General features: G+C 37.4%; 35 protein-coding genes and 2 tRNA genes. 26 read left to right on the plus strand and 11 right to left on the minus strand.

The window, feature by feature from the left end; genetic code table 11:
• Positions 1-5: 5 nt before the first annotated feature.
• From ACG9ZL_RS16330 to ACG9ZL_RS16345, 4 genes are all read left to right on the plus strand, one after another.
• Positions 6-914: a DUF58 domain-containing protein gene (locus ACG9ZL_RS16330; protein WP_419360753.1), complete on the plus strand. Its 909-nt coding sequence runs from the start codon at positions 6-8 to the stop codon at positions 912-914.
• Between the two features lie 9 nt (positions 915-923).
• The gene (locus ACG9ZL_RS16335) at positions 924-2,939 is read left to right on the plus strand and encodes a transglutaminase TgpA family protein (RefSeq protein WP_419360754.1); all 2,016 of its coding nucleotides are present in this window, start codon (positions 924-926) and stop codon (positions 2,937-2,939) included.
• Positions 2,940-2,983: 44 nt separating this feature from the next.
• Positions 2,984-3,060 (plus strand) — tRNA-Val (locus tag ACG9ZL_RS16340).
• A gap of 174 nt (positions 3,061-3,234) precedes the next feature.
• Entirely contained in the window at positions 3,235-4,245 is a 1,011-nt protein-coding gene (locus tag ACG9ZL_RS16345; RefSeq protein ID WP_419360755.1) for a tyrosine-type recombinase/integrase, read from the plus strand.
• Between the two features lie 9 nt (positions 4,246-4,254).
• Here the strand turns inward: ACG9ZL_RS16345 and ACG9ZL_RS16350 are convergent, their stop codons facing one another.
• The 11 genes from ACG9ZL_RS16350 to ACG9ZL_RS16400 all read right to left on the minus strand — a co-directional run bounded on the left by ACG9ZL_RS16350 (position 4,255) and on the right by ACG9ZL_RS16400 (position 8,649).
• Positions 4,255-4,536: a hypothetical protein gene (locus ACG9ZL_RS16350; RefSeq protein ID WP_419339102.1), complete on the minus strand. Its 282-nt coding sequence runs from the start codon at positions 4,534-4,536 to the stop codon at positions 4,255-4,257.
• Positions 4,537-4,704: a hypothetical protein gene (locus ACG9ZL_RS16355; RefSeq protein WP_419360756.1), complete on the minus strand. Its 168-nt coding sequence runs from the start codon at positions 4,702-4,704 to the stop codon at positions 4,537-4,539.
• On the minus strand, positions 4,691-5,179 hold the full coding sequence (locus ACG9ZL_RS16360) for an SAM-dependent methyltransferase (RefSeq protein WP_419360758.1): 489 nt from the start codon (positions 5,177-5,179) through the stop codon (positions 4,691-4,693). The genes ACG9ZL_RS16355 and ACG9ZL_RS16360 overlap by 14 nt, the downstream gene beginning before the upstream one ends.
• Complete coding sequence (locus ACG9ZL_RS16365) at positions 5,176-5,442, minus strand: hypothetical protein (RefSeq protein WP_419360760.1); 267 nt, start codon at positions 5,440-5,442, stop codon at positions 5,176-5,178. The genes ACG9ZL_RS16360 and ACG9ZL_RS16365 overlap by 4 nt, the downstream gene beginning before the upstream one ends.
• Positions 5,435-5,719: a hypothetical protein gene (locus ACG9ZL_RS16370; RefSeq protein WP_419360762.1), complete on the minus strand. Its 285-nt coding sequence runs from the start codon at positions 5,717-5,719 to the stop codon at positions 5,435-5,437. The genes ACG9ZL_RS16365 and ACG9ZL_RS16370 overlap by 8 nt, the downstream gene beginning before the upstream one ends.
• Before the next feature lie 49 nt (positions 5,720-5,768).
• Positions 5,769-6,122 carry an acetyl esterase gene (locus ACG9ZL_RS16375; RefSeq protein ID WP_419360763.1) on the minus strand — a complete coding sequence of 118 codons (354 nt, stop codon included), beginning with the start codon at positions 6,120-6,122 and terminating at the stop codon, positions 5,769-5,771.
• On the minus strand, positions 6,119-7,255 hold the full coding sequence (locus ACG9ZL_RS16380) for an ATP-binding protein (RefSeq protein WP_419360765.1): 1,137 nt from the start codon (positions 7,253-7,255) through the stop codon (positions 6,119-6,121). Before ACG9ZL_RS16380 ends, ACG9ZL_RS16375 begins: the two co-directional genes overlap by 4 nt.
• A gap of 11 nt (positions 7,256-7,266) precedes the next feature.
• Positions 7,267-7,428: a hypothetical protein gene (locus ACG9ZL_RS16385; protein WP_419360767.1), complete on the minus strand. Its 162-nt coding sequence runs from the start codon at positions 7,426-7,428 to the stop codon at positions 7,267-7,269.
• The gene (locus ACG9ZL_RS16390) at positions 7,425-7,583 is read right to left on the minus strand and encodes a hypothetical protein (protein WP_419360768.1); all 159 of its coding nucleotides are present in this window, start codon (positions 7,581-7,583) and stop codon (positions 7,425-7,427) included. The genes ACG9ZL_RS16385 and ACG9ZL_RS16390 overlap by 4 nt, the downstream gene beginning before the upstream one ends.
• A gap of 3 nt (positions 7,584-7,586) precedes the next feature.
• Entirely contained in the window at positions 7,587-7,724 is a 138-nt protein-coding gene (locus ACG9ZL_RS16395) for a hypothetical protein (RefSeq protein WP_419299879.1), read from the minus strand.
• A 205-nt stretch (positions 7,725-7,929) separates the two neighbouring features.
• The gene (locus tag ACG9ZL_RS16400; protein WP_419360770.1) at positions 7,930-8,649 is read right to left on the minus strand and encodes a LexA family transcriptional regulator; all 720 of its coding nucleotides are present in this window, start codon (positions 8,647-8,649) and stop codon (positions 7,930-7,932) included.
• Between the two features lie 107 nt (positions 8,650-8,756).
• On the opposite strand from ACG9ZL_RS16400, the gene ACG9ZL_RS16405 reads away from it, so the two are divergent.
• The 22 genes from ACG9ZL_RS16405 (at position 8,757) to ACG9ZL_RS16510 (ending at position 23,745) form a co-directional block, all read left to right on the plus strand.
• The gene (locus ACG9ZL_RS16405; RefSeq protein ID WP_151959295.1) at positions 8,757-8,945 is read left to right on the plus strand and encodes a hypothetical protein; all 189 of its coding nucleotides are present in this window, start codon (positions 8,757-8,759) and stop codon (positions 8,943-8,945) included.
• Positions 8,946-8,955: 10 nt separating this feature from the next.
• A complete protein-coding gene (locus ACG9ZL_RS16410; RefSeq protein WP_004817486.1) occupies positions 8,956-9,231 on the plus strand; it encodes a hypothetical protein in 276 nt (91 codons plus the stop codon).
• Between the two features lie 46 nt (positions 9,232-9,277).
• On the plus strand, positions 9,278-9,595 hold the full coding sequence (locus tag ACG9ZL_RS16415) for a hypothetical protein (RefSeq protein ID WP_419360772.1): 318 nt from the start codon (positions 9,278-9,280) through the stop codon (positions 9,593-9,595).
• A 2-nt stretch (positions 9,596-9,597) separates the two neighbouring features.
• Positions 9,598-10,380, plus strand: coding sequence for a YdaU family protein (locus ACG9ZL_RS16420; RefSeq protein ID WP_419360774.1), 783 nt, complete (start codon positions 9,598-9,600; stop codon positions 10,378-10,380).
• The gene (locus ACG9ZL_RS16425; protein WP_419360775.1) at positions 10,373-11,044 is read left to right on the plus strand and encodes a hypothetical protein; all 672 of its coding nucleotides are present in this window, start codon (positions 10,373-10,375) and stop codon (positions 11,042-11,044) included. The genes ACG9ZL_RS16420 and ACG9ZL_RS16425 overlap by 8 nt, the downstream gene beginning before the upstream one ends.
• Positions 11,041-12,057, plus strand: a complete 1,017-nt coding sequence (locus tag ACG9ZL_RS16430) for a DNA cytosine methyltransferase (protein ID WP_419360777.1) — start codon at positions 11,041-11,043, stop codon at positions 12,055-12,057. Before ACG9ZL_RS16425 ends, ACG9ZL_RS16430 begins: the two co-directional genes overlap by 4 nt.
• On the plus strand, positions 12,054-12,314 hold the full coding sequence (locus ACG9ZL_RS16435; protein ID WP_419360779.1) for a hypothetical protein: 261 nt from the start codon (positions 12,054-12,056) through the stop codon (positions 12,312-12,314). The genes ACG9ZL_RS16430 and ACG9ZL_RS16435 overlap by 4 nt, the downstream gene beginning before the upstream one ends.
• On the plus strand, positions 12,311-12,760 hold the full coding sequence (locus tag ACG9ZL_RS16440) for a hypothetical protein (RefSeq protein WP_419360780.1): 450 nt from the start codon (positions 12,311-12,313) through the stop codon (positions 12,758-12,760). The genes ACG9ZL_RS16435 and ACG9ZL_RS16440 overlap by 4 nt, the downstream gene beginning before the upstream one ends.
• Positions 12,753-13,208 carry a hypothetical protein gene (locus ACG9ZL_RS16445; RefSeq protein ID WP_419360782.1) on the plus strand — a complete coding sequence of 152 codons (456 nt, stop codon included), beginning with the start codon at positions 12,753-12,755 and terminating at the stop codon, positions 13,206-13,208. The genes ACG9ZL_RS16440 and ACG9ZL_RS16445 overlap by 8 nt, the downstream gene beginning before the upstream one ends.
• Entirely contained in the window at positions 13,195-13,587 is a 393-nt protein-coding gene (locus ACG9ZL_RS16450) for a DUF1064 domain-containing protein (RefSeq protein ID WP_419360783.1), read from the plus strand. Before ACG9ZL_RS16445 ends, ACG9ZL_RS16450 begins: the two co-directional genes overlap by 14 nt.
• A 9-nt stretch (positions 13,588-13,596) precedes the next feature.
• On the plus strand, positions 13,597-14,148 hold the full coding sequence (locus ACG9ZL_RS16455) for a hypothetical protein (protein WP_419360784.1): 552 nt from the start codon (positions 13,597-13,599) through the stop codon (positions 14,146-14,148).
• Between the two features lie 117 nt (positions 14,149-14,265).
• The gene (locus ACG9ZL_RS16460; protein ID WP_419360786.1) at positions 14,266-14,535 is read left to right on the plus strand and encodes a hypothetical protein; all 270 of its coding nucleotides are present in this window, start codon (positions 14,266-14,268) and stop codon (positions 14,533-14,535) included.
• Between the two features lie 432 nt (positions 14,536-14,967).
• Complete coding sequence (locus ACG9ZL_RS16465; protein ID WP_419360787.1) at positions 14,968-15,327, plus strand: DUF6572 domain-containing protein; 360 nt, start codon at positions 14,968-14,970, stop codon at positions 15,325-15,327.
• A gap of 491 nt (positions 15,328-15,818) precedes the next feature.
• A tRNA-Arg gene (locus tag ACG9ZL_RS16470) sits at positions 15,819-15,895 on the plus strand.
• Positions 15,896-16,224: 329 nt separating this feature from the next.
• Positions 16,225-16,527: an Acb2/Tad1 domain-containing protein gene (locus ACG9ZL_RS16475; RefSeq protein ID WP_004859226.1), complete on the plus strand. Its 303-nt coding sequence runs from the start codon at positions 16,225-16,227 to the stop codon at positions 16,525-16,527.
• 465 nt (positions 16,528-16,992) lie between these two features.
• The gene (locus ACG9ZL_RS16480) at positions 16,993-17,844 is read left to right on the plus strand and encodes a hypothetical protein (protein WP_419360789.1); all 852 of its coding nucleotides are present in this window, start codon (positions 16,993-16,995) and stop codon (positions 17,842-17,844) included.
• A 47-nt stretch (positions 17,845-17,891) separates the two neighbouring features.
• Positions 17,892-18,452, plus strand: a complete 561-nt coding sequence (locus ACG9ZL_RS16485) for a terminase small subunit (RefSeq protein ID WP_419360791.1) — start codon at positions 17,892-17,894, stop codon at positions 18,450-18,452.
• Positions 18,453-18,461: 9 nt separating this feature from the next.
• Positions 18,462-19,952: a terminase large subunit gene (locus tag ACG9ZL_RS16490; RefSeq protein ID WP_419360792.1), complete on the plus strand. Its 1,491-nt coding sequence runs from the start codon at positions 18,462-18,464 to the stop codon at positions 19,950-19,952.
• 39 nt (positions 19,953-19,991) lie between these two features.
• Positions 19,992-21,344: a DUF4055 domain-containing protein gene (locus ACG9ZL_RS16495; RefSeq protein ID WP_419360794.1), complete on the plus strand. Its 1,353-nt coding sequence runs from the start codon at positions 19,992-19,994 to the stop codon at positions 21,342-21,344.
• A 3-nt stretch (positions 21,345-21,347) separates the two neighbouring features.
• A complete protein-coding gene (locus ACG9ZL_RS16500) occupies positions 21,348-22,481 on the plus strand; it encodes a minor capsid protein (RefSeq protein WP_419360795.1) in 1,134 nt (377 codons plus the stop codon).
• A 36-nt stretch (positions 22,482-22,517) separates the two neighbouring features.
• Positions 22,518-22,913 (plus strand): hypothetical protein, encoded by a 396-nt coding sequence (locus ACG9ZL_RS16505; protein ID WP_419360796.1) that lies wholly within the window; start codon positions 22,518-22,520, stop codon positions 22,911-22,913.
• 100 nt (positions 22,914-23,013) lie between these two features.
• Positions 23,014-23,745, plus strand: coding sequence for a hypothetical protein (locus ACG9ZL_RS16510; RefSeq protein WP_419360798.1), 732 nt, complete (start codon positions 23,014-23,016; stop codon positions 23,743-23,745).

A 23,745-nucleotide genomic window follows, 5' to 3' on the forward strand; every position in this document is an offset into this window, starting at 1 on the left:
CGCTTATGTTAGGTCAACGATTTGTTAAATGGCTGCATCTTCGGTTTCGCTATACAGGAACTCGTACACTGAAACAAAACCAAGTGTTGGTTTTTATATACCAGCAGGGTTTTTTATATCTAGTCCTCATTCTGATTACTTTTATTGCTGGTATTAATTATGCCAATAATTTAATTCTTGGCTTTTGTTTTTTAATGAGTGCGATTTTATGTATTAGTTTCTATCTCAGTTTTAAACAATTACATGCGATTACATTAGACGTAATTGTCAATGAGGTGGGTAAGGTTAATGAAGTTTTTAAAGTGAAAGTAAACCTACAACAGGACCGTGCTACGCCTAAATTTTTAAACTTTAAATTTGATGAACAATTACAATCTTTTCTATTTGAAGAAAAACAACAAAGTTTTGAATTGAATTTTATCCCACAACAACGTGGCGAATTTTCAGTCCCCCCAATTCAAATTTACTCCACATATCCACTCGGTTTGGTGCGGGCATGGACCTATATTTATTTAACTGAAAGTTATTGGATTGCTCCTGAAGCGAAGCCTTTAACGCATCAATCACAGAATTATTCTAATACGGGCGAACCTGATTTAGATGAATTTAAAGAGTTAAGGACTTTTAAATCAGGTGATTCATTGCAAAGCATTTCTTGGAAACAGGCTGCGCGTGGACAAGGATTATTTGTCAAACAATTCGATGATTTGGTCGATACCCATGCGATGCAAATTGAATATAGCAAAATGCCAAGTGCAGACCATGAAGAGAAGCTGAGTTTTATGATGGAGTTGGTCGATCGATGTCATCAGACTGAAACGCCGTACAGCATCATTTTACCGCATGCACAAACTGAAAATGGGATTGGAGAACAGCACTATATTCATATCAAAACCTTATTGGCGCAAGCGTGAGGATGAACAATGAATAAATCGATACAAATTTCAATTTTAGTTGTGCTGAGTTTAATTTGGTTGGCACAACTGGCTTATATGCCTATTGCATTGTCTATTTTATTCCTCATTAATATAATGACTTTGGCGCTGTATTATGACAAAACTAATAAACATCAAGTCTATAATCTGCCTCGATTATTTACACAAATCCCAAAATTAGTTTTTGCACTTTTAGCTTTGCTCATCATTTATTTTGATTCACGCACATTTTTAGGCGTAGAAGCAGGGACAGCCGTTCTCTCCACTTTTTTATTTGCTAAAGCGCTTGAAACCAAATCAAAACGAGACTTCATTATTCTGTTTAACTTCGCTTTATTCGTCAGTGCCAGTTTGTTTTTACACAGCCAAGCCTTTTGGATGGCACTGTTAGTTTTGTGCTGTTTAATCAGTTGCTTGGTTGGGCTATATCGTGTACAAATCGTTAATTTTGAAATAGATCAACCGATTTTTCAGTCATTTAAAACTGATTCAATACATATTGTTAAATTTATTGCATTAGCTTTGCCATTCTTTGTTTTACTGTTTATGTTTTTCCCGCGTTTGCCACCACTTTGGCAAATCCCCATTCCCAATAATAAAGCGGTAACGGGATTGAGTGATCGCATGTCACCAGGTGATATCGCTGAGCTTTCACAGTCTAGTGCATTGGCATTTCGAATTATTGGCAATATGAAGCAATTGCCAAATCGTAATGAGCTGTATTGGCGAGCGATGGTGCTTGATCGTTATGATGGTACAACGTGGACAAGTGAGTTTGCCAATAAACAGGTAAAAGCGTATTCCAAGATCGCAGGGCATCTTGATGGATTTCATTATCAATATCTTGCCAGTGATCCAAGTCAGCAATGGATTACCGGTTTAGAAAAGTCCATTCCAATAGAACAACGTTTTGAGTTACACCAAGATTGGTCGATTACACCTAAACGACTGGTACAGCGTACCCAGCCAATTGAATTGCAGTGGGTGGGGAGTCAGGTTAGAGATATTCAAGATGCACATTTTGAACAGATGATGCTGAAAAATAACCTCAGTTATCCGAAAAAGAGTGATCTACAAGCTCAGAAGTTTGCTTTAAATCTGTATCAGCAGAGTCAGTCTAATCCTGAAGCTTATATTCAGAATGTATTGAACTGGTACAAGAAAGAAAATTTTGTTTATACACTTGCCCCTGGAAAGTTAGGGAATCACCGTGTTGATGAGTTCTTGTTTCAATCACGGCAGGGGTTTTGTGAACATTATGCCTCAAGCTTTGTCTTGCTGATGCGTTATGTTGGGATTCCAGCGCGTGTGGTCACAGGCTACCAAGGGGGGGAGTTGTCTCCTGATGGTCAGAGTTGGGAAGTACGCCAGTTAGATGCACATGCTTGGGCTGAGGTTTATCAACATGGGCAATGGCAACGCATTGATCCAACAGCTATCATTGCACCAACACGTATTGATCGTGGTATGCAAAATGTGATGAATGATGATCGTTCGATTTTTGGTGATGCGGGTTATTCAAATTTGCGTTTTCAGCATTCATCGCTGCTTAGAACATTGCGTGTTTGGAGTGACTATGCTGGTTTTCAATGGCAGAGTAAGGTTGTCGGTTACGATGCAGAGAAGCAAAGCGGCTGGATGAAGAAACTTGGCTTAACATCGGCCTATAGTTATGGTTTGGTTTTAATTTTTGGAATTCTCGGATTACTGTTGATCTATTGGGGTGTGACGCAATTTTGGCGCATTCGTCAAATGTCAGGACTTGAGCGAATCATTGCTCAATTTAATCATCAATTATCTGTGGTTGATCAAAAAGCAGAAGCAGAAACGTTTCAACAATGGATGCAGCGTTTAACCTTGCGGGCTGAACAAAAACATCTGTTTGAGCAAGTGAATCAGATTTTTCAAAAAATTGTCTATTTAGGTAATGAAAATCAACAGGATATTAAAAATATCAAGAAATTGCTTAAAGAGTGTGCGAATGCATTAAAAGTGAAGAAATAAGGCTTGTCATCTTATTAAAAAATGAATAATATTCTCAGCACTTCAGGTGTATAGCTCAGTTGGTTAGAGCGCTACGTTGACATCGTAGAGGTCTCCAGTTCGAGTCTGGATATACCTACCAAGATTTAGATGTATATGTGATAAGGGTTTTAAGCGAAATCAGTAGCTTAAAGCCCTTTTTTTATGCGTATAATAATATGTGCTAATATCAGCCTGCTAGGCTTAAATGGTGAAATTAGCCGATTTAGCCGAATAATTTACGTCAAGATTACGTCAAGCTTTTGAGTTTAAGATAATGAAAATTCCAAAACCAAGAAAACGTGGTGAATCTTATTCCATTGAAATTATGATCAATGGAAAGCGATCTTCTGCCACTCGTGATACAGCAAAAGAATGTGAACAATGGGCAGCACAAAAATTACTTGAGTCAAAAGCTAATCAACTTGCAGAAGATAAAGGCTTAAAACAACATTACCCATTTAAAACACTTTTTTATAAATATTATGATGAAGTTGGGAAAAAATTGCGTGGGTCCAAATACGTTAAAGAGCAGCTAAATCCGTTTGAAGAAAAGTTTGGCGCTTTGGCTGATATGTCTATTCACGATATCACTCCAAAACATTTAACATCATGGCGTAATAAAAGAGCTAAAGAGGTTGGTGCCAATACATTATTAAGAGAGATTGCTCTTTATAGTTCCGTATTTACTTATGCAGTTAAAGAATTATTTTTACTTGATAACAATCCTTGGGCGAGCGTCAAGAAGCCTGTTAAGCCAAAACCACGCAATAGGCGTATTCGTGATGATGAAGTTAAAACGCTTCTTGATTCACTCGACTATGTAGAAGGTAAAATCCCAACAATGCCAGAACACTATGTAGCTTGGGGTTTTCTGTTTGCTCTTGAGACCGCAATGAGACGAGGTGAAATACTTGGCATTAAAAAGACTGATATTTATGAAAGACACGTACATTTACCAAAAACTAAAAATGGTGATGCTCGAAATGTTCCATTAACTAAAAAGGCTTTGGCTTTGCTCGAATTGATTGAACATGATGAGTCTAGAATTATTCCACAGTCAGAAAATGCTTTCCGTTTGATGTGGGAGAGAAGAAAGGCTAAAGTAGGTCTTGAAGACATACATTTTCATGATGCTCGACATGAAGCTATTACTCGATTTGTAAATAATCAAAAATTACCAGTTGAGGTTTTGGCAAAAGTAACAGGGCATAAAAATATAAAGATGCTAGTAAATACTTACTACAACCCCGATGTTAATGACATTGCTGATATGTTGGATTCATAAAAAAGAGAGCTAATTTGCTCTCTTCCTTCCTGGTCGTTTTTGCTCTTTTTGGCTAAGTATGAGATAGGCTTCTTCAGGTTTGTATTTGCATTTTCGCCCTATACCTCTATTTATAGATGCTAATTTATCCCTGATAGTGTCCTCACTAATTCCAAATTTAATTGACAATTCTTGAGGAGTTACAAACTCAGGACTTACATCTTTGATTTCTACAACTTTTGCGCCACCAACTTGAGCACCCAAAAGCAACTGAAGCTCGTCGCCTTGTAGTGTCACTTGGAAAGTTCCCATTTAACCTTCCTCCTTTTCTTCTATCAACTCACCATCACAGAAGCAGCAAAACTTAAATTCATGTTCAGTTGGTGAAGATATCTCAGTAAATACAAAACCATTGTCGCAGTCAGTCCACCAATTTCCGCCAGGAACTTCAGTCCATATGCATTGTTTAGTTTGATTCATGGTTGTCTCCATCTTTCATAAAACAAATCCAATGAGTGTTGGCTCGTTTTCCACTTGGATGACCAACCCACGGTTTGCGATCTGTTAATTCTAAAATTTCGCTAACTTTGATTTGAGTTTCATTCCACTTAAAAATTAAAATCCCATTTGGTTTAAGAACCCTAAAGCACTCTGAAAAACCTTTGGCCAAATCATTCTTCCAATCTTGGCCAAGTTTCCCATACTTCAAAGCAAGCCAACTTTTATCCCCAGCATGTAATAGGTGGGGTGGGTCAAATACAACACCATGGAAGCTTTCATCTTCAAATGGCATGTTGCGAAAATCCATTTGAATGTCAGGATTAATAATTAATTGTCGATCATCACAAAGGATGTGATTTTCTTTTCTAACATCGCCAAAAGTCACATTAGGATTTTGATGATCAAAATGAAACATGCGAGAACCGCAACAAGGATCAAGTAATTTTTGATTCACGCCACTTCTCCCAAACTCCTAACCACGGTTTCAGGTAAATCAATATTAGTTGGACGTTCTTCAAGTGAATCTTGCCAGTCGCCTTTGAATTCAGAAACATCACTAAGTTTAATTTGCTCTCCATTCAGCCATCTCGAACACCAACAAAGCATTGCTTCATCTTTTAAAGGCTTATTTATAAATCCCATCTTTGCTTTACTGTGAAATCCAGTAGCAATCCACTTCACTTCTTTAGGCACATTTGACCAGTCGTATTTAGTCATGACATTGCTCCTGTGCTTCGATCATTACACCAAAGACTTTTTCGATATCATCCGTTTCTTGCAAAACCTTTAATCCCAGTCGAATTGATTTCCTGCTTAGTTCTTTTTTCACCAAAACAAACCCTTCAGGGGTGGCTTTGGCTGCAAGCCAAGATTTTTCACTTTGTTCAAAATCTTGCATGAACTCAGGGCTTGCATTTAAATACCACTGATAAGAAACAGGATCTTCTTGCTTGTACCATCTTTCATGTAACTTTTTTTCTTTATTAATTTCCATCACAACCACCACGCCATTATTATCAAGTGAAAGTAAAGTTTTAGGAGGGTCATGATTCACCTCGACGGCCACGATAAATAGGGGATTGCGGAATATAGGTATCTTTTTCAATTACCTTGTATTCAGGATCATTCATTGGCAATCCGCCACGAATACGCCAAAGCTTGTAAGCCGCATCGGTGAATGAATTTCGATAAACAAGACTGTCAAATTTACTGAAATCGGCTTTCATCGTGTACTTTTTGAAATCTGACTCAAATGCATATTGATCACGGGTAATTTGATCAAAATTGATTAATGAGATTGGATCTAGGATTTCACCTGTTAAGCTTTCAAAGTGAGTGCCGATGCGAACTGCATCAACACTTTCACCATTTGCCATAATTGCTAAATATGCTGTCATTGAGTAACTCCCTCAGTATTGAAGCCTTCCACTGCAATACGTGTGATTTCTGCTTTAACGTCAGAGAAATGAGATAGTTCAATTGCTGAAAGAGCGTCTATACCTAAATGTTCACAGACTTCTTTAACATCGAGATTGTTTAAAGAAATAATGTCTTGAAGTTCATCACGCTGAACATCTGAAATAGCATTGAATTCAGGTGGGTTAGACCAAGAATTACGTTCTTTATCAAATACACAACCAAGCTCTTTAGCTCGCTTAACCATTGATTGACGCATGTTGTGATAGAAAGTGTGTTCTTTATCTAATGATTCAGTTAATTGATTCAGATCACTTGCATATACCGCTTCTTCACAGCTTTGAGCAAAATTATTAAACTCTTCAATAGCTTTACTTGCTGCCAATTGAGCAGGTGTTAGGGTATTAATGTGATCCTTGGCTTGACTGATTAAATCTGCCAAGAACATTGGATTCTCTTTTAAATCTGGTACCCAAACCTCACCAGTTTCACCGCCTAAAGCACCCGCATTTTTAGCATGATGAGTGTCAGATGGATTGAAATTAATAACTCGTGCTGTTTTACCTTCTTGAGTTCTGACAGTGGTTAAATAACCCATTACATCGGCAATTCGATAGAGTTCATTACGATTTTTACCGCCAAGATCTGGACGATAAATCACTTGATCACCGTTTTGATCTTCAGATGCATGGGCCAAAAAAACTACATCTTTGCCCATGCTAATGAGCATATGCACATAGTTCTTGAACATTACATTTGCAGCACCTTGTGCCTTTAATTTCAATGTATTGTCTTTCTGACGATTATTAGGAATTGATAGTAAGTAAGACTTAATGCACTCAAGCATTGCACCCACAGTATCCAAAACAATTGTGTTGTATGGTGCCAAGTCTTGCTCAGTTAGATTGCCAATATCAGTCCATTTTTGAACTGGTACCACGGCACCGCGACGCAATTCACCAGTACGATGCGAACCTTTGTCAAAGTCAAACGAGATTGCTTTGTCACCAGTGAAACCCATCGAAGTTTTACCTAGACCAGGATCAGCATAGATGTATGTGATAATTGCTTTAACTGTAAGAGCCTGATCAGCTGTAATAATTTGAATAGCCATTTGTTATTCTCCTAAGCCACTTTGCAAGACCAAATGTTTTTGAACCAACCACATGAACAATTCCATGAGTGACCATTTGCGCCTAAGGCTTTTTTGTTTTGAACGGTGCGACCACAGTTGACGCAATGAATGTAATCGATGCCATAAATAGGTTGTTTAGAAAGCATATTCATTGTTGTGGCTCCTTTGATGATTCAATTACTGTTGCTTCATCAATTTCAACGTTTTCACCAAAACGTTCCGCAGCTAAATCACATGCGCGATCTTCGTTATCAGCCTGAACAGTGATAAATTCGTATGCTATAACTTTGATTAGAAAGGTTTTCACAACTCACCCCCTTACCAAAGCGATATAGAACATCGCACCAATTAAAAAGATGATGATTGAGCCAAGAAATACATCCTGGATAAATGCTCGTTTAACGATTTGATCTATCGTCAGTAGACGTTGTGGTTTTTTGTGTGACATAATTACCTCGCCATTTGGTAAAAGTCCCTGTCCGTCGAAAGCTAGGGGCTTTTTTGTTTGTGTATGAGGTAAATAGTAAACACAGTGTTTACTGTAGTCAAGAGGTTCTATAAACAAATGTTTATTATTTTGTTTTCTTCTTACTAAACAATAGAATAAAAAAAAGACTGCAAATGCAGTCTTTAGAAAACAATATGTTTATTATTTATGGTAATGGGTTTTGAACATTAAATGCATAAGCAATAACCTCGAATTCTTGCTCAAAAATATCTTCCATCGATAATATTTCTTCTGGATATTCTTCTTTATTAGCGCTAACTATTCTCACACCGCCTTTTGGCATTCTGTAAAGATACTTAAATTTAAAAAGACCGCCATGCGTGATTGCATAAATTTTCCCATCAACAATGCCTGTTCTTCCAATATCAACATAAACAGTAGCACCATTGTTAATTATGGGTGTCATTGAATCACCAAAGGCTGTCAATGCATAAGCATTTGAACATTCGACACCATATTGTCTTAAAGTTGACTTACTTAAGCGTAATTTGCGAGTTTCGCTACCCAATATTTCAGTTAACGAACCAGATCCACAAGAAATTAAAACATCTTTATAAAATGGTATTTCAACTTCATCGTCATCTACTGGTGTGCTTGAATCCCACTCTTCAACTTTACTAATTGAAGAATCAGATTTAGTGCCTTCACCTTTTAAAATCCAATTAGCAGAAACGTTAAATTTACCTGCCGCCTTTAATGCACCAGCCTTAGAAATTCCGCGCTTTTTCCAATTAGTTATTGTTTGAGGTGATTCATCAAGTAGCTTAGCTGTTTCTTCTTGATTAAGTCCGCTAGCTTCTAAAAGCCTTACCACAGAAGGATGTGTACCTGTCTCTTGCTTCATTTCTAAAACCAAATTTTCCATTTCTCTCATTATCTCTAAAAGTAAACATTTTGTGTTAAACAAATGAATTGACAATAGTAAACACATCGTTTACTATCTACTAAACAAATGTTTATTAAGAGGCGACTATGTCAATCGAAGCTGACAAAGAAATCCTTTTGAAGCTTGGTGGATCAACCAGAGTGGCTGAGCTACTTGGTTATAAAGACAAACAAAGGGTTCAAAACTGGATGAAAAGAGGGATTCCATCAAAAGTGAAACTCCAATATCCGCATCTTTTCTTAAACCTAAATATTCAACAAAACACTGCTGCATAGGGATAAACCAATGAGCCTTGAAAAAAAATCTACACATGTGCGCTTATCTCCTGAGAATCACGAACGGGCAAAGGTTTTAGCTGAAATAAAAGGTAAAGACCTTGCTCAATATATGGCCTACCTGCTTGAAAAAGAAATTGCAGGTGAGTGGCATGTACTTAATTTACAAGCTAAATCGTTCGAGCGCTTGGGAGTATCTGCTTTGTTAAGGGATTTAAGTACAGAGGTCGAATTTCGAGAGGGATCCGAAGGGATTCACGGGGATTTAGACATTAAAAAAGCCTGATTTACGAGATCAGGCTTTTAATTCATCAATTTCGGGACCAATGAATATGAAAACAAATTTAGCACAACCAGAGCCTAAAGCTCAAGCAAAAACGAGTAAGCGTAAAAGCTATGTACTTGATATCGAAAATTGGGGTGATGACAGCTATTCACTTGCCTCAAAGGGTCATCATGATATCAAGCAATTTAAAGCTGAATGTTTTAAGGATTTTGAACACATAGCTGAATGCCTAAAGTCTTACGATTCTCCATGTGAGCATCTTTGGTACAAGAGAATTCCTTTTAAAGAAGGATATGAAAACTATTACGTTCCTGTGCGGGAAGGTGCTCGTGGAGCTATTCCTGTAACGATTTGGTGGGAATAAGTATGCATAAATATCTACATCACATTGGCGACTTCATGCGTGATACCTCACATCTATCACCAGTAGAAGAATGCTTCTACCGTCGTGCATTGGATTGGTATTACTTGAATGAGAAGCCATTCCCAAATGATATGAAGGAAGTTTTCCGTTTATTACGTGCAAAAGGGAAAATTCAAACCCAAGCAGTAGAAACAGTTTTTAAAGATTTTTTCTTTGCGGAAGAAAATTATTTAAAAAATTCTCGCTGCGAAAAAGAAATCACTGCATACAAGGAAAAAAATAATTCCAATCGAGTTAATGGAAAATTAGGAGGCAGACCTAAGAAAAACAGTAACTTAGAAAACCATAGTGGTTTTAATTCGGTTAATGATGGGTTATCAAATGAAACCCACGAAAAAGGCAACCATAAACCTATAACCAATAACCATAAACCAATAACCAGTAACCAATATAAATATACGTTTGACCTTGAGTTTGTGAATGTGAATTTGATGAAAACTGGATCTAAACCGATAGACCAGCAATACATCAATGAACTACAGCCTCAGTTTGAATTGTATTACGCAGATCAGCACATGGCTGACAACAAAGCATTGGTTAAGTTTGTTCAATGGGTTGTTCGAAATCAGCAGAAAGAGCAGGCAACTAAACCAGTTAATCAAAATCAAAACTCATGGGCTGAATACAATCAAGGCTTTGCTCAACAACTCAATCAAACACTTGAGGAGCCGATTGATATAACCCCAAAAAAGTCGGTTCTGATTGAGGAGGTGGGACATGCTTAATGTGATCACCAAAGAGGACGAATTACTTCAAACCTTGCAAGCCTTGTTTGGCGGGCAGTTCAAGAAGCGTTACGAAAACCTTGATGCTCAAGCAATGATAATGATCGTTCGTGGCGCATTGATGAACCTAAGTGATGAACAATTTAGACAGGGTATGGCTCGTTTGTATTCAAGCCGTTTCTGTCCTGATATCGCAGAGTTTAGAGCTTGGTGTGTGTCAGGCTCATGGCAAACAGCTCAAGAGGCTTGGCAACGTGCTTGTGATTATTCAAATCAGTCAGAAGCGGACTTAATCAAATCAACTTTGAAGATTACCAAACTGGCAAAGCTTGCTTGGGATTCAGTTTATTGGATGGTTGTTCAAGGCGATATGAAATCAGCTTATCAGCAGTTCAAAACGCTGTATGAGGATTATGTTGCTAAAGCTCAAACATTGGGTAAACAACAAGAATGGTATGTGCCACCAGTGATGATTGGCTCAAAAGAACCAGTAAAGTCTATTCCTAAAACTTACAAATCAAATCTAACGGATGAGCAGAAATCTATTGCTGATCTCACAACAAAAATAATGGCAACTGGCAAGTCTTGGAAGGATGCATTTCAAGAAGCTCAAATGGAAATACGAGGTGTCGTTAAGCCAATGATGCAAGGGGAGCTGGTATGAAGGACTTGCATGACAACAAAACTCTCGATTGGTGTGAAGAATTAAAAAATAAAGGTGGTTTAAATGAGTTGGCTCTTTTCGCAGGCGCTGGTGGCGGAGTTCTCGGATCGCATTTGCTTGGATGGAATACAGTATGCGCAGTTGAACGTGATGCCTACGCAGCACAAGTTTTGGCGCAACGACAAAATGATGGAATTCTCAAACCTTTCCCGATTTGGTCTGACATTACAAGTTTTGACGGAAAGCCTTGGAAGGGAGTTGTTGATGTTGTATCTGGGGGATTTCCATGCCAGGACATTAGCGCAGCAGGAAAAGGTGCAGGGATCGACGGTGAAAGATCTGGGCTTTGGGCAGAAATGGCAAGAATTGTTGGTGAAGTTCGACCTAAATTCGTGCTCGTGGAAAACTCACCAATGCTTGTGGGAAGAGGACTTACAAGAGTCATTAGTGATCTTGCCAAAATGGGGTATGACGCGCAATGGGCTCGTTTATCAGCATCTAACTTTGGAGCGCCCCATCAACGTGACCGGTTGTGGATTGTTGCCCACACCCAAGGCATCAGACTCAACAAGAAAGGATTGTCGATCGGAAAGAAATCGCAAAAGCCCTTGCTTAGAGTCGACTGTGAAAATGTGGGCAACTCCCGCAGCGAGCGACTCAACACGTGGAGGAACAATAACTCCAAATATGACTGGGATGTCGCTTGCACAACAAGTAAAGACTCCGCTGCGCTATCCAACACCTCAAGCATCGGATTGTCGAGACAGGGGGAATCTTGGTTCTCCAGTGATCCAGCGGAGAATCCAAAAGGGCAAACAAATCGGACTTTCTATGAGTGTGTCGGACACATCTGGGGCATTAAATCCGGACTGGGTCGAGTGGCTAATGGGGTGGCCTATAGGGTGGACAGACTTAAAGCCATTGGAAATGGACAGGTTCCAATCGTGGCTAAAAGCGCATTCGAATATCTATCTGAAAGCAGCTTGAATGAAAGCGTAGGGGGTGGGGTGTGAGTCAATCAAAACAATACAAGCGTGTGAACTTTGAAGATCAAATTAGCTTAACCCTATTTGCGTGTTACGCAACTGAGCCATTTTCGGTGGCTGATGTTCAAGAAGCTGTTTTCGATTATCACCGAACAACGATATACAGCTTGTTAAATGAACACGTCAAATCAGGTTATTTAGAGCGAGTTTCAAATAGTCATTACAAGGCTACTCAGTACGCTAAAGACATCATGAATGTAGACAAGGGTGAGGTGGCACTATGACAACTATAAACAACCTGACTATTGAGCAGATGCTAGAGATTTTAGAGGATGCACCTGAAGGGGCTGAATATATAGATTTGAAACATGAAGAAGGTCAAGTTTATATAGCTTTAGAGGGTTATCAATTCATTGAATTTGATGGGGAGGATTGGCTTGAAACTGATTATACAATTTGTTGTCCCTATCAATTTCAGATATTGAGTTTAAACGACCTCCGCACCGCCATTGCAGAGCATGACGAACAAATAAAATGCTGGTCTTGCAATAAATACATGACTAAAAGCCAGCATAGTGCCAATGATGGTTTTTGCATTCATTGTGGAAATGAGGTGGATTTAGGCTGCAACCATAATTTTGAAGATGTCACGATTTATGGTGATTCGCATAAGACATACCAGTGCACGATTTGCGAATTCAGAGATGAGGAGGCAGAACGTCATGGATAAGTGCAGAGAAGCGTTTGAGAAAAAGTTTCCAATCCCTGCGCATTGGATTGAGTTTGATGAAAAGCGAAATAAATATTACTGCCCTTATGTTGCTGAAGCTAAAGCATCTGAGTATCAAGCAAGATGGGAAGTATGGCAATCCCGACAGGCTGAGCTAAACCAAGCATACGAAGACATCGAAACCTTTGCTCAAGCACATCAAAGAGAGTGTGAGTTTAAAGCTCAATTTGCGAAAGAGGTTGATTTCTTAAAGGCTCAACTCGGTATCAAAAGAGATCAAATTAAAGGTTTTGAAAGTGAAATTAAAAAAACTTGGCAAGCAGTTGAAGAGAAAGACAAGCGGATTGAAGGGGCTCTAAATCATCTTAATGATGTGCGTAATAAAGGGATGGATCAATCTTGTTATTTGGCGATAAAAGCTTTGAGGGGCAACAATGCAAATTCCTAAAGGGTGGCAGACGCAAAGCAAGCCAGTTGCAAGGTCAAGACAACCAAAATACAAGAACAAGACTGTCGAATGCGATGGTCTAAAGTTCGATTCAGTCAAAGAGGCTAAACGTTATCGAGAGTTGAAGATTCTTGAGCGTGCAGGGGAAATCAGGGAGCTACAGACGCAATACGCGTTTGTACTAGCTGAGTCAGTCAGATTTAGCAATGAACCACGTAAGAAGCCAGCACTTCGTTATATAGCAGATTTTGTTTATCTCAAAGATGGGTGCCAAGTGGTGGAAGATGTCAAAAGCAAGATTTCAAGAAGTCTTGCTGAGTATCGAATCAAAAAGCATTTGATGATGTCAGTGCATGGGATTGAGATTTTAGAAGTTTAAGGGGCAATTATGAACGCAGTAGCAGAGAAGTTTGAACAATTCGAGTGGTTGACTCATGGCATCACTGCTAAGTCACCGCAATTCAATGATGAGACAAAAGGCACAGGAGAGAAACCTTTGGACTATCAAGATCGCTTGGGTGCTATTGCGTCAATGGAAACCCAGTTGGAGAAGTCGATTACATCGGTAATTATATTTGGTCAGAACAGTAAGAGTGATTTTGAGTTTGTGCAGAATCATTTGGCAAAGATCATGATTGCAAATGCATTGAGTGATAAGCGTCGAGAGCCTGAAGGGATTCAGTTGGATTATTTGGCAGTGTTGATTGCTCGAATGGTAATTGATTTCTCGATAGATCCTGAATTGGAGAATAATTTTACAGCTCAAGGGCGATTGTATTATGCGGGGATACGAACACATCAAATGAAAGTAGATGCTTATCGTATGACATGGAAGCAATACGAAAACATGATGATTATCGCTTTAGAAACATCAATCAAATGCGCCTCAGAGGCGATTGAAAAATATCGTAAAAATACTTACAAAGAAATTAATACTTAACCATTTCATTTAAACGAAGACTAAGGTATAGTTTTTATATACTGGTCGTATTACAGGTTATAGCTTAGTTCAAAACATTAATTTAAATTGATGGTTGTTCATTTAAAGGCATTGTTTATGGATTACAAGAAATTAGTCTACGTTTTTGAGAAGATGGATGAATTTCAAAAAATTGTAATTGTTGCATTTTTAAAAACTTTTTTTGAAAATTCGGAAGTTGCTATTACAATAAATCATGATTCAAGTATTCGTGATATCATAAATGTGAGAATTTCTAATTCAGAGTTTAATAAAATTAAGCACCTTGATAGCAAAAGCTTTATAAATGATGCTTTTGAAAATTCTCTATTAACTCCATCAAAATTAAAATTGGTATTAGTTTATTAAAATCTATTAACTTAGTTATCAGATTATAGTGGACGAAGTTATGGTAATCCACTAGATATGAAGCTCACAGAAATGTGGGCTTTTTTGTTTTCTATCCATGGATATATTGCAGAAAAGTGACAACATAGTAAAATTTACATAGCAATTTCTGGGGGATAGCTAATGTGGAATTTTATTAAAAGTTTTAATTGTATAAATGTTTGGTTGATTTTGGCTTTGATTGCACTTGGTTTCGTATTATTTCTTTATTTTACTTAAAACAATAGGTGTTAAACTCCAACCGATAAATAGGAAAACACATGAATATTTGCATCGGTGGCGATCTTAGCGGTCAAGAATCCAAGGTGGGATACTTTCAAATAAAATAAGGAAGCAGTGCCATTTATAATTTTAATTTTACGACCAGATAATTATCTTAAGTAGGACATTGATATGAGTATCACGAATCTTGATGAAATAGACTATATTGCCTATATTCCAGAGGAGAAGCATTTGAAATTAATGATTTTAGATAGTTACTTTTGGGATGATGATAGTGTGCGTAATAGTGATATAGATGAAAGGAATACAACTCATGCTCAATTACTAACTGATAAGATTAATTTATATGTAAAGTACATTTTTTCAGATGAAATTGCGGAGAAATTTGGTTCTCATGAAATTGAAAAAACAAGTATTGAGATAATTCAACCAAATGAATTTAATGCATTTAGCAAACTTTTTTTTGATGATATTAAAGATTTTTTAGCTAAAAATAATATAGTGATAACTTATAGAGTTTTTGAAGAATAATACATTGCATTAAATTGATTAAAAAAATTATATTTTATGAAAAATTTATAAACCCTTGTCTTTGATTAAATGAAAGGGCTTAAAGAGCTACAGAGGGTTAGACGTAAAATTTAAAGATTTATTTGTGTTATTTAGGGCGCTTAGGCGTCTTTTTTATTGCCTCAACCCTTGGCATTGGTTTAATAGAGCCAGCACACCATTGGGGCGTAAAGGGTTAGACAGACAGTAATGTCCATAAACACATCCGCTTGTATGTGGTCGAATACAAGCAAAATATCTAAATATCCAATGTGATTTCGTCACACATTGAGTTAGCCTCAGAGCCTTAAATTGTGGGTGACACCCCGACGAATGGAATTGAAAGACACAGAGCAGATCAATAGCTAACTTTGAGAAGTTTGTTGTGTTGAGTAGCGGTAGATCAGTTGCCGAGCTGATCAATATCGTAATCTAAGGCAAGGATGTGGCAGATCAACACGTCCTTTTTTTACGCGCCATTAGCTCAACTGGATAGAGCATGGGTTTTCTATACCAATGGTTGTAGGTTCGAGCCCTACATGGCGTGCCATATTTTAATTAGGTGTAATCACACCATTTTGTTGGAGTTGCCAACATGCTCCGAATCAAACAAATCTTCTGCCGCCACGTTTGGGAATACTCAGATTTCTTTACAGTGAGAGAGTGTCGGAAGTGCGGTAAGGTGATTAGCACCACATAAATTTAACTAATAGTAAACTTGATCTAAATTGTTCTACAAATTTGAGAACAATAATTCAAAAAAATGTTAAAAAATACTATAGGTTGATTTTTATGTTCTTGATCCCCTCTGAGCAAGAATATATTAATTAATCTTAAAGCCCCTTCCGAGGGGTTTTTTAATGCCTAGAGGAAAGTGAAATGCAAAACCAACACCAAAAAATCAAAGGTTACCGTGACCTATCTCAAGAAGAAATCGACTTGATGAATGAAATCAAAGCAATTGGTCCACAAGTCCAAGCTGTTATTGAGAAAGTTCAAAACCACATTTCGACACAGCGTTATAACTGTAAGTGTGATGCTGGTCAGCAAGTTCATGATTTAGATGAATGGGATCGTCTTGAATCTGCAACACCTGAACGCTTTGCTGCTATGGCAAAGACAGATTTTCAAACAGGTTTAATGTATTTGGTTCGTGCAGTTGCTCAACCGACAACGTTCTAACCTTTAGCTACGTTTACTTTGCCCCGTAAGGGGTTTTATTTTGTCTTGGAGAGAGTGGGATTAATATTACTCATATTGGTTTAATCATCATCCTAATTAGTGTGGTTTTGATTTTTTTCTACACGTGGTACCAAGACTATAAAAATTGGAAATATCAAAAAAATAAACCGAGAGCTTTAAATCCTTGGTCGGATTGGTGATCTATGGACAAAATCAAAGCACAAAAGAACCTCAAGCTACTCGAAGAGGATAAGGCACGCTTACTCTCACTTAATCATCTTAATTCCACGTGGGCGTTTAAGAACCAGTGTGAAATGAGGGTGAAGCAGATTAATGGGTATGTGAAGAATATTGAAGATGGGCTGAAAAGTGAAGAATCCTAATAATTAGTTGATAATAAAAAGTATAAATATTTGTAATTTTTACATATAATTCAAAAAATTTAAAAATTATGAGTTCATTGTAATGAGTGAAAAAACAAAATTTTCAACACGTGAATGGATACTTTCAATAATTATATTGCTAATTATGGAAGCTTTTATCTTTTGGGTAGCTTTCCAATTTGCAGGAAATAGTAGCGCATTGGGATATGTATCATTTGCAGGAACATTAATTTCAATAATTCTTGCAGTACTTGCTATCGGTTACACTTATGGTGAATCTCAACAGCAAAAGAATTCAAGTGAAACGTTGTCAACACAGATTTCATCATTAGTAAAAATCAAAGACAAACTAAAAATCCAAGCTGAAGCATTAGAAGATATAAAAATAGTCAAAAAGAATATGATAAATATCTCCGATCAAATTGATGATCACTTCAACAGAAATAATTCAAGAATAGAAGTACTAAATGAGAATTTTTCACAACTGGCAAAACAAACATCGCTTCAATCTTCTATCGACATTAATTCTAGAGATTTCTTTGATAATGTTAAAAATTTCAATAATGCGCATAATTATTTAGATTTTGTATTTGCAGCATTATTTTTTGAAAAAGAATTTGAAAATGCCGATCACCTTACTTTCGATGAACTGGTAAGAGTTTTGGATGAATCTGAACTTGATTTAGCACTTTTAGGCATTACTAAGGAATATGCACATGGCCGCTGCATTTCAATACTAAATTGTATTTTCTTTATGAATTTGGTTCACTATGAATCCAATTACATCAATTATCAATTAATTGATCTTTTTAAATTTTGTGCTGAAAAAATAACGCAATTCCAAGTGGATTCTTATAATTTTACTAAATTAACCTCAATGAAAAATAAAGTTATTAATTCTGAATTATTTAATAAGGTTAATAAGGTTTTATAATTAAATACTTTATTAAATTTTACTAATCAAGTTAGGGAGATTACTTTATGGAAGATATAGAGCTTCCGAAAGGGAGTGAGCCACTTGAAGATGACCGTCGTGAACGGTTAGCGCAAGAATACTTAAAATGCTTGAACATTGCCAAGGCTGGTGAATTGGCTGGGTATGCGGATAAGAGTACTTCGTGGAGAGCATTTGAACGTGATGAAGTTCAAGAACGTGTTGCTTATTTAAGTGCTCAAAGATTGGAGCGCACACAAGTAGATGCGGATTATGTTTTAAGGCGTTTGGTTGAGATAGATCAAATGGACGTTTTAGACATTATGGATGACTCTTACAACTTCAAACCAATTGGTGAGTGGCCTTTAATTTGGCGTCAATATGTTTCCAATATAGAAAATATTGAGCAATTTGAGGGCTTCGGAGAAGATCGTGAGCAATCAGGCTGGCTTAAAAAAATCAAATGGCCTGATAAGGTTAAGAACCTTGAGTTAATCGGCAAGCATGTGAGTGTTGGGGCCTTTAAAGATAAGATTGAACATTCAGGATTAGTAACCGTTCAGACAATATCTGATGTGATGGATGAGATAGGAGATGATGATCTTTAAGGAGGTAAAATGCTCTCAAATAAACGAAGAGAACTCCTTAAAAATCGGTTCTGGCGCTTAAATAATCTTTATTTTGTAGAAGATAAAAACGGAAAATGTGTCAGATTTAAAATGACACCTGAGCAGTTAGAATACTTTGATGGTATGCATGACCGAAATGTCATTCTTAAAGCTCGTCAGCTTGGTTTCACTACAGAAGTTTGCATTATTCAGCTAGATCTAGCTCTATTTCATCACAAGCATTGCGCTTTGATTGCACATACTTTGCCAGATGCAGAACGACTTTTTCGTAATAAAACCAAATATGCTTATGACCGCTTGACTGATGATGTAAAGCAGGCGAATAAAGTTACCAAAGAAACAACCAGTGAAATCGTATTTAAGAAAGGTGGATCCGTTACCGTTTCAACTTCATTTCGTGGTGGAACGCTATACAGCTTGCATGTTTCAGAATTTGGGAAGATTTGTGCAAAGCATCCTGATAAAGCAAAAGAGATTGTTACTGGTGCATTTGAAGCTGTACCACTTGGTGGTCGGATTACTCTTGAAAGTACTGCAGAAGGACGCAGTGGTTATTTCTATCAATATTGCCAAGACGCTGAAAAATTAAAACTTCAAGGTAAAACTTTAAACCCATTAGAGTGGAAATTCTTTTTCTTCTCATGGTGGAAGAACTCTGAATATCAAATCCCAGCAACAGAGATATCGGAACGATTAAGGGAATACTTCTCAGATTTAAAAGTTAAGCACAATATTCACACCACACCTGAACAACAGTCATGGTATGCATCCAAAGAAAAGACTTTGGGTGATGATATTAAACGAGAATATCCGAGTATTCCTGAAGAAGCATTTCAGCAATCAGTTGAAGGCGCGTATTACAAGAAGCAATTTAAATTCTTATATGCAAATGGTCGAGTAGGCGAATTACCAAGCAATGATCATTTGCCTGTAATGACATTTTGGGATTTAGGCGTTTCGGACTCAATGGCAATTTGGTTTATCAGGAAAATTTCTGATGAATGTTATCAAGTCATTGATTACTACGAAAACTCAGGTGAAGGCTTAAGACATTACTTTAAAGTGTTGAAAGATAAAGGCTACACATATTCAAAACACTACGCACCACACGACATCAAAAACCGTTCTTTAACTGGTGATGCAAAATCGCGTTTAGACATTGCCAAAGAAGGTTATGAGATTGAAGGTGAGATTTATTCAGTCCGATTTGAAGTAGTTGAAAGCATAGGTGTGATGGATGGTATAGAACAGACTCGTGAGATACTTAAATTCTGTGAGTTTGATGAAACCAAGTGTGAAGAAGGTATTTCTCATTTAGAGAACTATCGTAAAGAGTGGGATGACAAAAAAGGGTGTTGGAAAGATAAACCTCTGCATGATCATACGTCTCATGGTGCCGATGCCTTCCGTATGTTTGGTGTAGCAATGAACAAGCGAGAAAGAAAAGTCAAAACTCGAAGAATACCCGGGATGGCTTAAACAGTTTGCACCTTCGGGTGCTTTTTTAATGGTATTAATATGGCAGTTACAGATCAACATCCGCAGTACGCAGCGGTCAAAAAGAGTTGGCAACTGATGCGGGATTCAAGCTCTGTTGCTGGCGAAGAAACCATAAAAGAGGCTACAACTAAGTATCTACCAAAGTCAGCAGGTCAAATTGAAGCTGAAAAACAAAGTCCACTTGGTAAAGAAATCTATAATGGGTATCTGCAAAGAGCTCAATATCCACTATGGGTCCAAGATTCATTAAGAACTATGATTGGTTTAGTTTCTAAACTTACTCCTGAAATTCAGATCAAAAGTAATTTGATGAAGCATTTAGAAGAAAATGCAACAAATGATGGATTTGGATTAAAGCAGTTATTCATCCGAATAGTTGAGCAGATTATTGAATTTGGCCGTTGTGGACTTTACATCGATGTAGATGGTGATGGGAAACCTTATTTTGCTCTGTATGACGCACTATCTATCATAAATTGGAAGGAAAACAGTGTTGAGGGTCGTAAAGATACAACATTGGTTGTTTTAGAAGAACAACATAGTTCAGGTGAAGATAAGTTCAGCCATAGCACAAAGACAGTTCAGCGTTCTTTAGAATTAAATGATGGTACTTTTGAAGTGGTCCTGCATGACGGTGGGAAAACTGAAGATAAAACTCCGAAAATTGGTGATAAAAATCTAGGTTTCATTACATTTGTTTTTATTGGTGCAACGAATAATTCACCTAATGTAGGGTCAATTCCATTGTTATCCATGGCAAAGGCTGCGATAAAGTATTACCAGTTATCTGCGGATTATTTTCAATCACTTCATCATACAGCCCATCCTCAACCATGGATTAGTGGCCTAACAGATGATGATGAGATTAGCGTTACTGGTGTAATGGCAGTTTGGGATTTACCTCAGGGTGCTGAGTGTGGATATTTAGAGATCGAAGGCGTGGGTATTGATAAAACCAAAGCTGAAATGGATTCTCAAAAGAATGCTGCATTAGAAGCTGGCGCCAAGGTTATTGATACCAATACACAAGAATCAGGTGAAGCGCGTCGAGCGAGACAAGATGATCAGCATGCGAGTTTACATAGTATTGTGACTTGTGCAGCAGAGGGTATTGAGCAGGCATTAAAATATGCAGCTCAATGGCTTGGGCTAAATCCTAATGATTATGTGTTTACAGTTAAGCCCGAATTTTCTAATCAATCCTATGACATTAATTTGGCTAAGCAACTTTATGAAGGTGCTTTGGCTGGTAAAAACTCGTTCTCAACTTATTGGGATTACATTGCTACTGGCAAACTTCCAGAAGGTGGGTATCAAGAAGAATTGCTTAAGGTTGAACAAGAAACTGAAGGCACACTAAATATGGGTTAGACCATGAATAACTCGATTCAAGAGCAAGCATTTCTAAATGCATTTATTCAGCATCAAACTTACTTGCATCGTGCATCGAGTCAAATTGTGAATGAGCTTTGGCAGATTTTCAGTAGTCATTCTAACGAAATGGTTTTGAAACTTCGTGATTTACTGGATGAGTTGAGCGAACAAGAGAAAATTGCTTTAAGTGGGGCGCTTTACACCACACCAAAGCTCAAAGAAGTACGCAGCCTTATTAATGAATGGTTCTTGAGTTTAAGTGTCGCGCTGCCTGAAACTTTTGCTGTTACGGCAAAGGCATTCGCTGTTTACGAGTCTTTGTGGTTATCCAAGGCACTGAATAATCCAATTAAAGAGCCTGATGGTAAAAAGCTGTATACCAAGATCAGGCATAAACCTTTAACTGGTGGCGCTTTGGTTGACAGCTTACTTGAAAATATCGCAACAACGGCACGCCAAAAAGTTGAATATGCAATTCGAGATGGAATTAATTCCGGTCAAACGAATTATGAAATTGTTAAACGAATTCGAGGTTATGACAAAACTATTGATGGAAAGAAAGTTCATTTTGATGGTTTGATCGATCAATCGTTTAAAGATGTGGATCGAGTTGTTAGAACTGCCCGAAGTCATGTGTCAAATCAATCTTATGTGTATACTTGGGATGCCTTGGGTTTTGATTTCTACAAGTTCTTTAGTGTGCTTGATGGAAGAACTTCATTACTTTGTGCTTCTTTAGATCAAACCATTTGGAAAAAAGGTGATCCAAATATTAGACTTCCACCATTGCATCCGCATTGTCGATCTTCGTTGCTTGGTGTCGATGCCAATGGGAAGATTGCTGGATTAAGACCATTTGTCGCAGATAATCGAGCTGTTAAGCAAATTCCTAAAGATCAGCGTGATGGCAAGATTGGTCAAGTTGATGCTAATACCTCATATAAAGATTGGTTTCCACACCAAAGCAAAGAATATCAAATCGGTTGGCTTGGTAAGTCTCGATATGAATTATGGAAAACCGGAAAATATCCAATTCAGCGTTTCATTGACCCTTTGACTGATCAGAAATATACATTGAAGCAGTTAAAAGAAATGGATGAAAAGACATTTAAGGAGTTAGGGCTTAAAGTATAATTATCTTGCATACTTCATAAAATGGTCAAAAATCTAATGAAATTAATATTACTAATATTTAGTCTTTTTATTGCTTCAATTGCCTCTGCTACAGGCGATTATAATTTTGAAAATGAGTATGTGAAGCTTAATAAAGAACTTAAAAAAGCAGTCATCAATAATTATGTTTCATCAAGGAATTATGATGATAAAAATGTCGCAATTTCTGAAAAATTACAGTCCAAAAAAGCTTGGTGTGAACTAAACAAAGCAAACCTTAATTTAATAGACTTTATAGCTGACCACTACGTTGAATATCAGGAATTAATGAAAACTAATAATTTAGATGATGACTCAACTATTGAAAAAGTAAAAGAATCACAATTGATTTACAAAGGTCTATATGAGCGAGCAAAAGCTGAGTTGAAAGATACAGAATTTAAATGTGAATAGTATTTAATTTAGAACTAAAGCACCCAACAGGGTGCTTTTTTATTGCCTGCGCAAAGCTCAGGTTCACAAATCCGCTAGGCGGTTATTCGAGGAATATTACATGTCAGAAGACAATAAAATTGATTTAAACAATCCTGAAATTCAAGAAGCAATCAAAAATGCCGTAGATGAACAGGTCAAAGGCTTGAAGGCAAAAAATGATGAGCTACTTGGAAAGAACAAAGACTTAAACACTGAACTTTCAGGCATTAAAAAGCAGTTGGAAGGAGTGGATTTAACAGCAGTTAAAGACCTTCTTTCAAAAGCCAATATGGATGAAGAATCAAAACTGATTGCCGAGGGCAAGATTGATGAAGTCATTCAAAAGCGCACTGAAAAAATGAAGCAAGACCATGACAAACAGCTGCAGGCTGAAACTGAGCGAGCAAATAAAGCTGAAGCATATGCGAATCAGTTTAAACAGTCCGTAGTGAAAGGTCAGATCGCTCAAGCGTTCAGCGGTGTTGGTGGTTTAGCGGAAGCGACAGACGATGTTACCGCTTTGGCTTTATCACAGTTTGCTTTAGATGAAAAAGGCAATGCTGTGATGATCGATGCCAATGGCGAAACAATTATTGGGAAAGATGGCTCAACTCCATTAAGCCCTAAAGAATGGGTCGAAAGTCTGCGTGAAACCAAGTCTTATTTCTTCCCTAAAGCACAAGGTTCTGGTGCACCAGGTTCAGGAACATCAACTAAAAAATGGTCTGACTATACAGAATCAGAACGTGCAGCAATTGCGCGTGAAAATCCAAACGCATTTCAACAGTTATTAAAAACTAAGGAAAACTAA

This window comes from Acinetobacter legionensis, assembly GCF_048551735.1.
In the GTDB taxonomy this organism is placed as follows: domain Bacteria; phylum Pseudomonadota; class Gammaproteobacteria; order Pseudomonadales; family Moraxellaceae; genus Acinetobacter.

Bases quoted from the DNA above. Each gene is read 5' to 3' on its own strand.
- ACG9ZL_RS16375 (WP_419360763.1), bottom strand. From the start codon at position 6,122: ATGACAGCATATTTAGCAATTATGGCAAATGGTGAAAGTGTTGATGCA.
- ACG9ZL_RS16330 (WP_419360753.1), top strand. From the start codon at position 6: ATGTTAGGTCAACGATTTGTTAAATGGCTGCATCTTCGGTTTCGCTAT.
- ACG9ZL_RS16415 (WP_419360772.1), top strand. From the start codon at position 9,278: ATGAAAACAAATTTAGCACAACCAGAGCCTAAAGCTCAAGCAAAAACG.
- ACG9ZL_RS16475 (WP_004859226.1), top strand. From the start codon at position 16,225: ATGCAAAACCAACACCAAAAAATCAAAGGTTACCGTGACCTATCTCAA.
- ACG9ZL_RS16485 (WP_419360791.1), top strand. From the start codon at position 17,892: ATGGAAGATATAGAGCTTCCGAAAGGGAGTGAGCCACTTGAAGATGAC.
- ACG9ZL_RS16345 (WP_419360755.1), top strand. From the start codon at position 3,235: ATGAAAATTCCAAAACCAAGAAAACGTGGTGAATCTTATTCCATTGAA.
- ACG9ZL_RS16395 (WP_419299879.1), bottom strand. From the start codon at position 7,724: ATGTCACACAAAAAACCACAACGTCTACTGACGATAGATCAAATCGTT.
- ACG9ZL_RS16455 (WP_419360784.1), top strand. From the start codon at position 13,597: ATGAACGCAGTAGCAGAGAAGTTTGAACAATTCGAGTGGTTGACTCAT.
- ACG9ZL_RS16420 (WP_419360774.1), top strand. From the start codon at position 9,598: ATGCATAAATATCTACATCACATTGGCGACTTCATGCGTGATACCTCA.
- ACG9ZL_RS16350 (WP_419339102.1), bottom strand. From the start codon at position 4,536: ATGGGAACTTTCCAAGTGACACTACAAGGCGACGAGCTTCAGTTGCTT.
- ACG9ZL_RS16450 (WP_419360783.1), top strand. From the start codon at position 13,195: ATGCAAATTCCTAAAGGGTGGCAGACGCAAAGCAAGCCAGTTGCAAGG.
- ACG9ZL_RS16480 (WP_419360789.1), top strand. From the start codon at position 16,993: ATGAGTGAAAAAACAAAATTTTCAACACGTGAATGGATACTTTCAATA.
- ACG9ZL_RS16440 (WP_419360780.1), top strand. From the start codon at position 12,311: ATGACAACTATAAACAACCTGACTATTGAGCAGATGCTAGAGATTTTA.
- ACG9ZL_RS16510 (WP_419360798.1), top strand. From the start codon at position 23,014: ATGTCAGAAGACAATAAAATTGATTTAAACAATCCTGAAATTCAAGAA.
- ACG9ZL_RS16405 (WP_151959295.1), top strand. From the start codon at position 8,757: ATGTCAATCGAAGCTGACAAAGAAATCCTTTTGAAGCTTGGTGGATCA.
- ACG9ZL_RS16500 (WP_419360795.1), top strand. From the start codon at position 21,348: ATGAATAACTCGATTCAAGAGCAAGCATTTCTAAATGCATTTATTCAG.
- ACG9ZL_RS16385 (WP_419360767.1), bottom strand. From the start codon at position 7,428: ATGAATATGCTTTCTAAACAACCTATTTATGGCATCGATTACATTCAT.
- ACG9ZL_RS16410 (WP_004817486.1), top strand. From the start codon at position 8,956: ATGAGCCTTGAAAAAAAATCTACACATGTGCGCTTATCTCCTGAGAAT.
- ACG9ZL_RS16370 (WP_419360762.1), bottom strand. From the start codon at position 5,719: ATGGAAATTAATAAAGAAAAAAAGTTACATGAAAGATGGTACAAGCAA.
- ACG9ZL_RS16400 (WP_419360770.1), bottom strand. From the start codon at position 8,649: ATGGAAAATTTGGTTTTAGAAATGAAGCAAGAGACAGGTACACATCCT.
- ACG9ZL_RS16445 (WP_419360782.1), top strand. From the start codon at position 12,753: ATGGATAAGTGCAGAGAAGCGTTTGAGAAAAAGTTTCCAATCCCTGCG.
- ACG9ZL_RS16335 (WP_419360754.1), top strand. From the start codon at position 924: ATGAATAAATCGATACAAATTTCAATTTTAGTTGTGCTGAGTTTAATT.
- ACG9ZL_RS16505 (WP_419360796.1), top strand. From the start codon at position 22,518: ATGAAATTAATATTACTAATATTTAGTCTTTTTATTGCTTCAATTGCC.
- ACG9ZL_RS16365 (WP_419360760.1), bottom strand. From the start codon at position 5,442: ATGACTAAATACGACTGGTCAAATGTGCCTAAAGAAGTGAAGTGGATT.
- ACG9ZL_RS16355 (WP_419360756.1), bottom strand. From the start codon at position 4,704: ATGAATCAAACTAAACAATGCATATGGACTGAAGTTCCTGGCGGAAAT.
- ACG9ZL_RS16460 (WP_419360786.1), top strand. From the start codon at position 14,266: ATGGATTACAAGAAATTAGTCTACGTTTTTGAGAAGATGGATGAATTT.
- ACG9ZL_RS16495 (WP_419360794.1), top strand. From the start codon at position 19,992: ATGGCAGTTACAGATCAACATCCGCAGTACGCAGCGGTCAAAAAGAGT.
- ACG9ZL_RS16380 (WP_419360765.1), bottom strand. From the start codon at position 7,255: ATGGCTATTCAAATTATTACAGCTGATCAGGCTCTTACAGTTAAAGCA.
- ACG9ZL_RS16465 (WP_419360787.1), top strand. From the start codon at position 14,968: ATGAGTATCACGAATCTTGATGAAATAGACTATATTGCCTATATTCCA.
- ACG9ZL_RS16490 (WP_419360792.1), top strand. From the start codon at position 18,462: ATGCTCTCAAATAAACGAAGAGAACTCCTTAAAAATCGGTTCTGGCGC.
- ACG9ZL_RS16425 (WP_419360775.1), top strand. From the start codon at position 10,373: ATGCTTAATGTGATCACCAAAGAGGACGAATTACTTCAAACCTTGCAA.
- ACG9ZL_RS16430 (WP_419360777.1), top strand. From the start codon at position 11,041: ATGAAGGACTTGCATGACAACAAAACTCTCGATTGGTGTGAAGAATTA.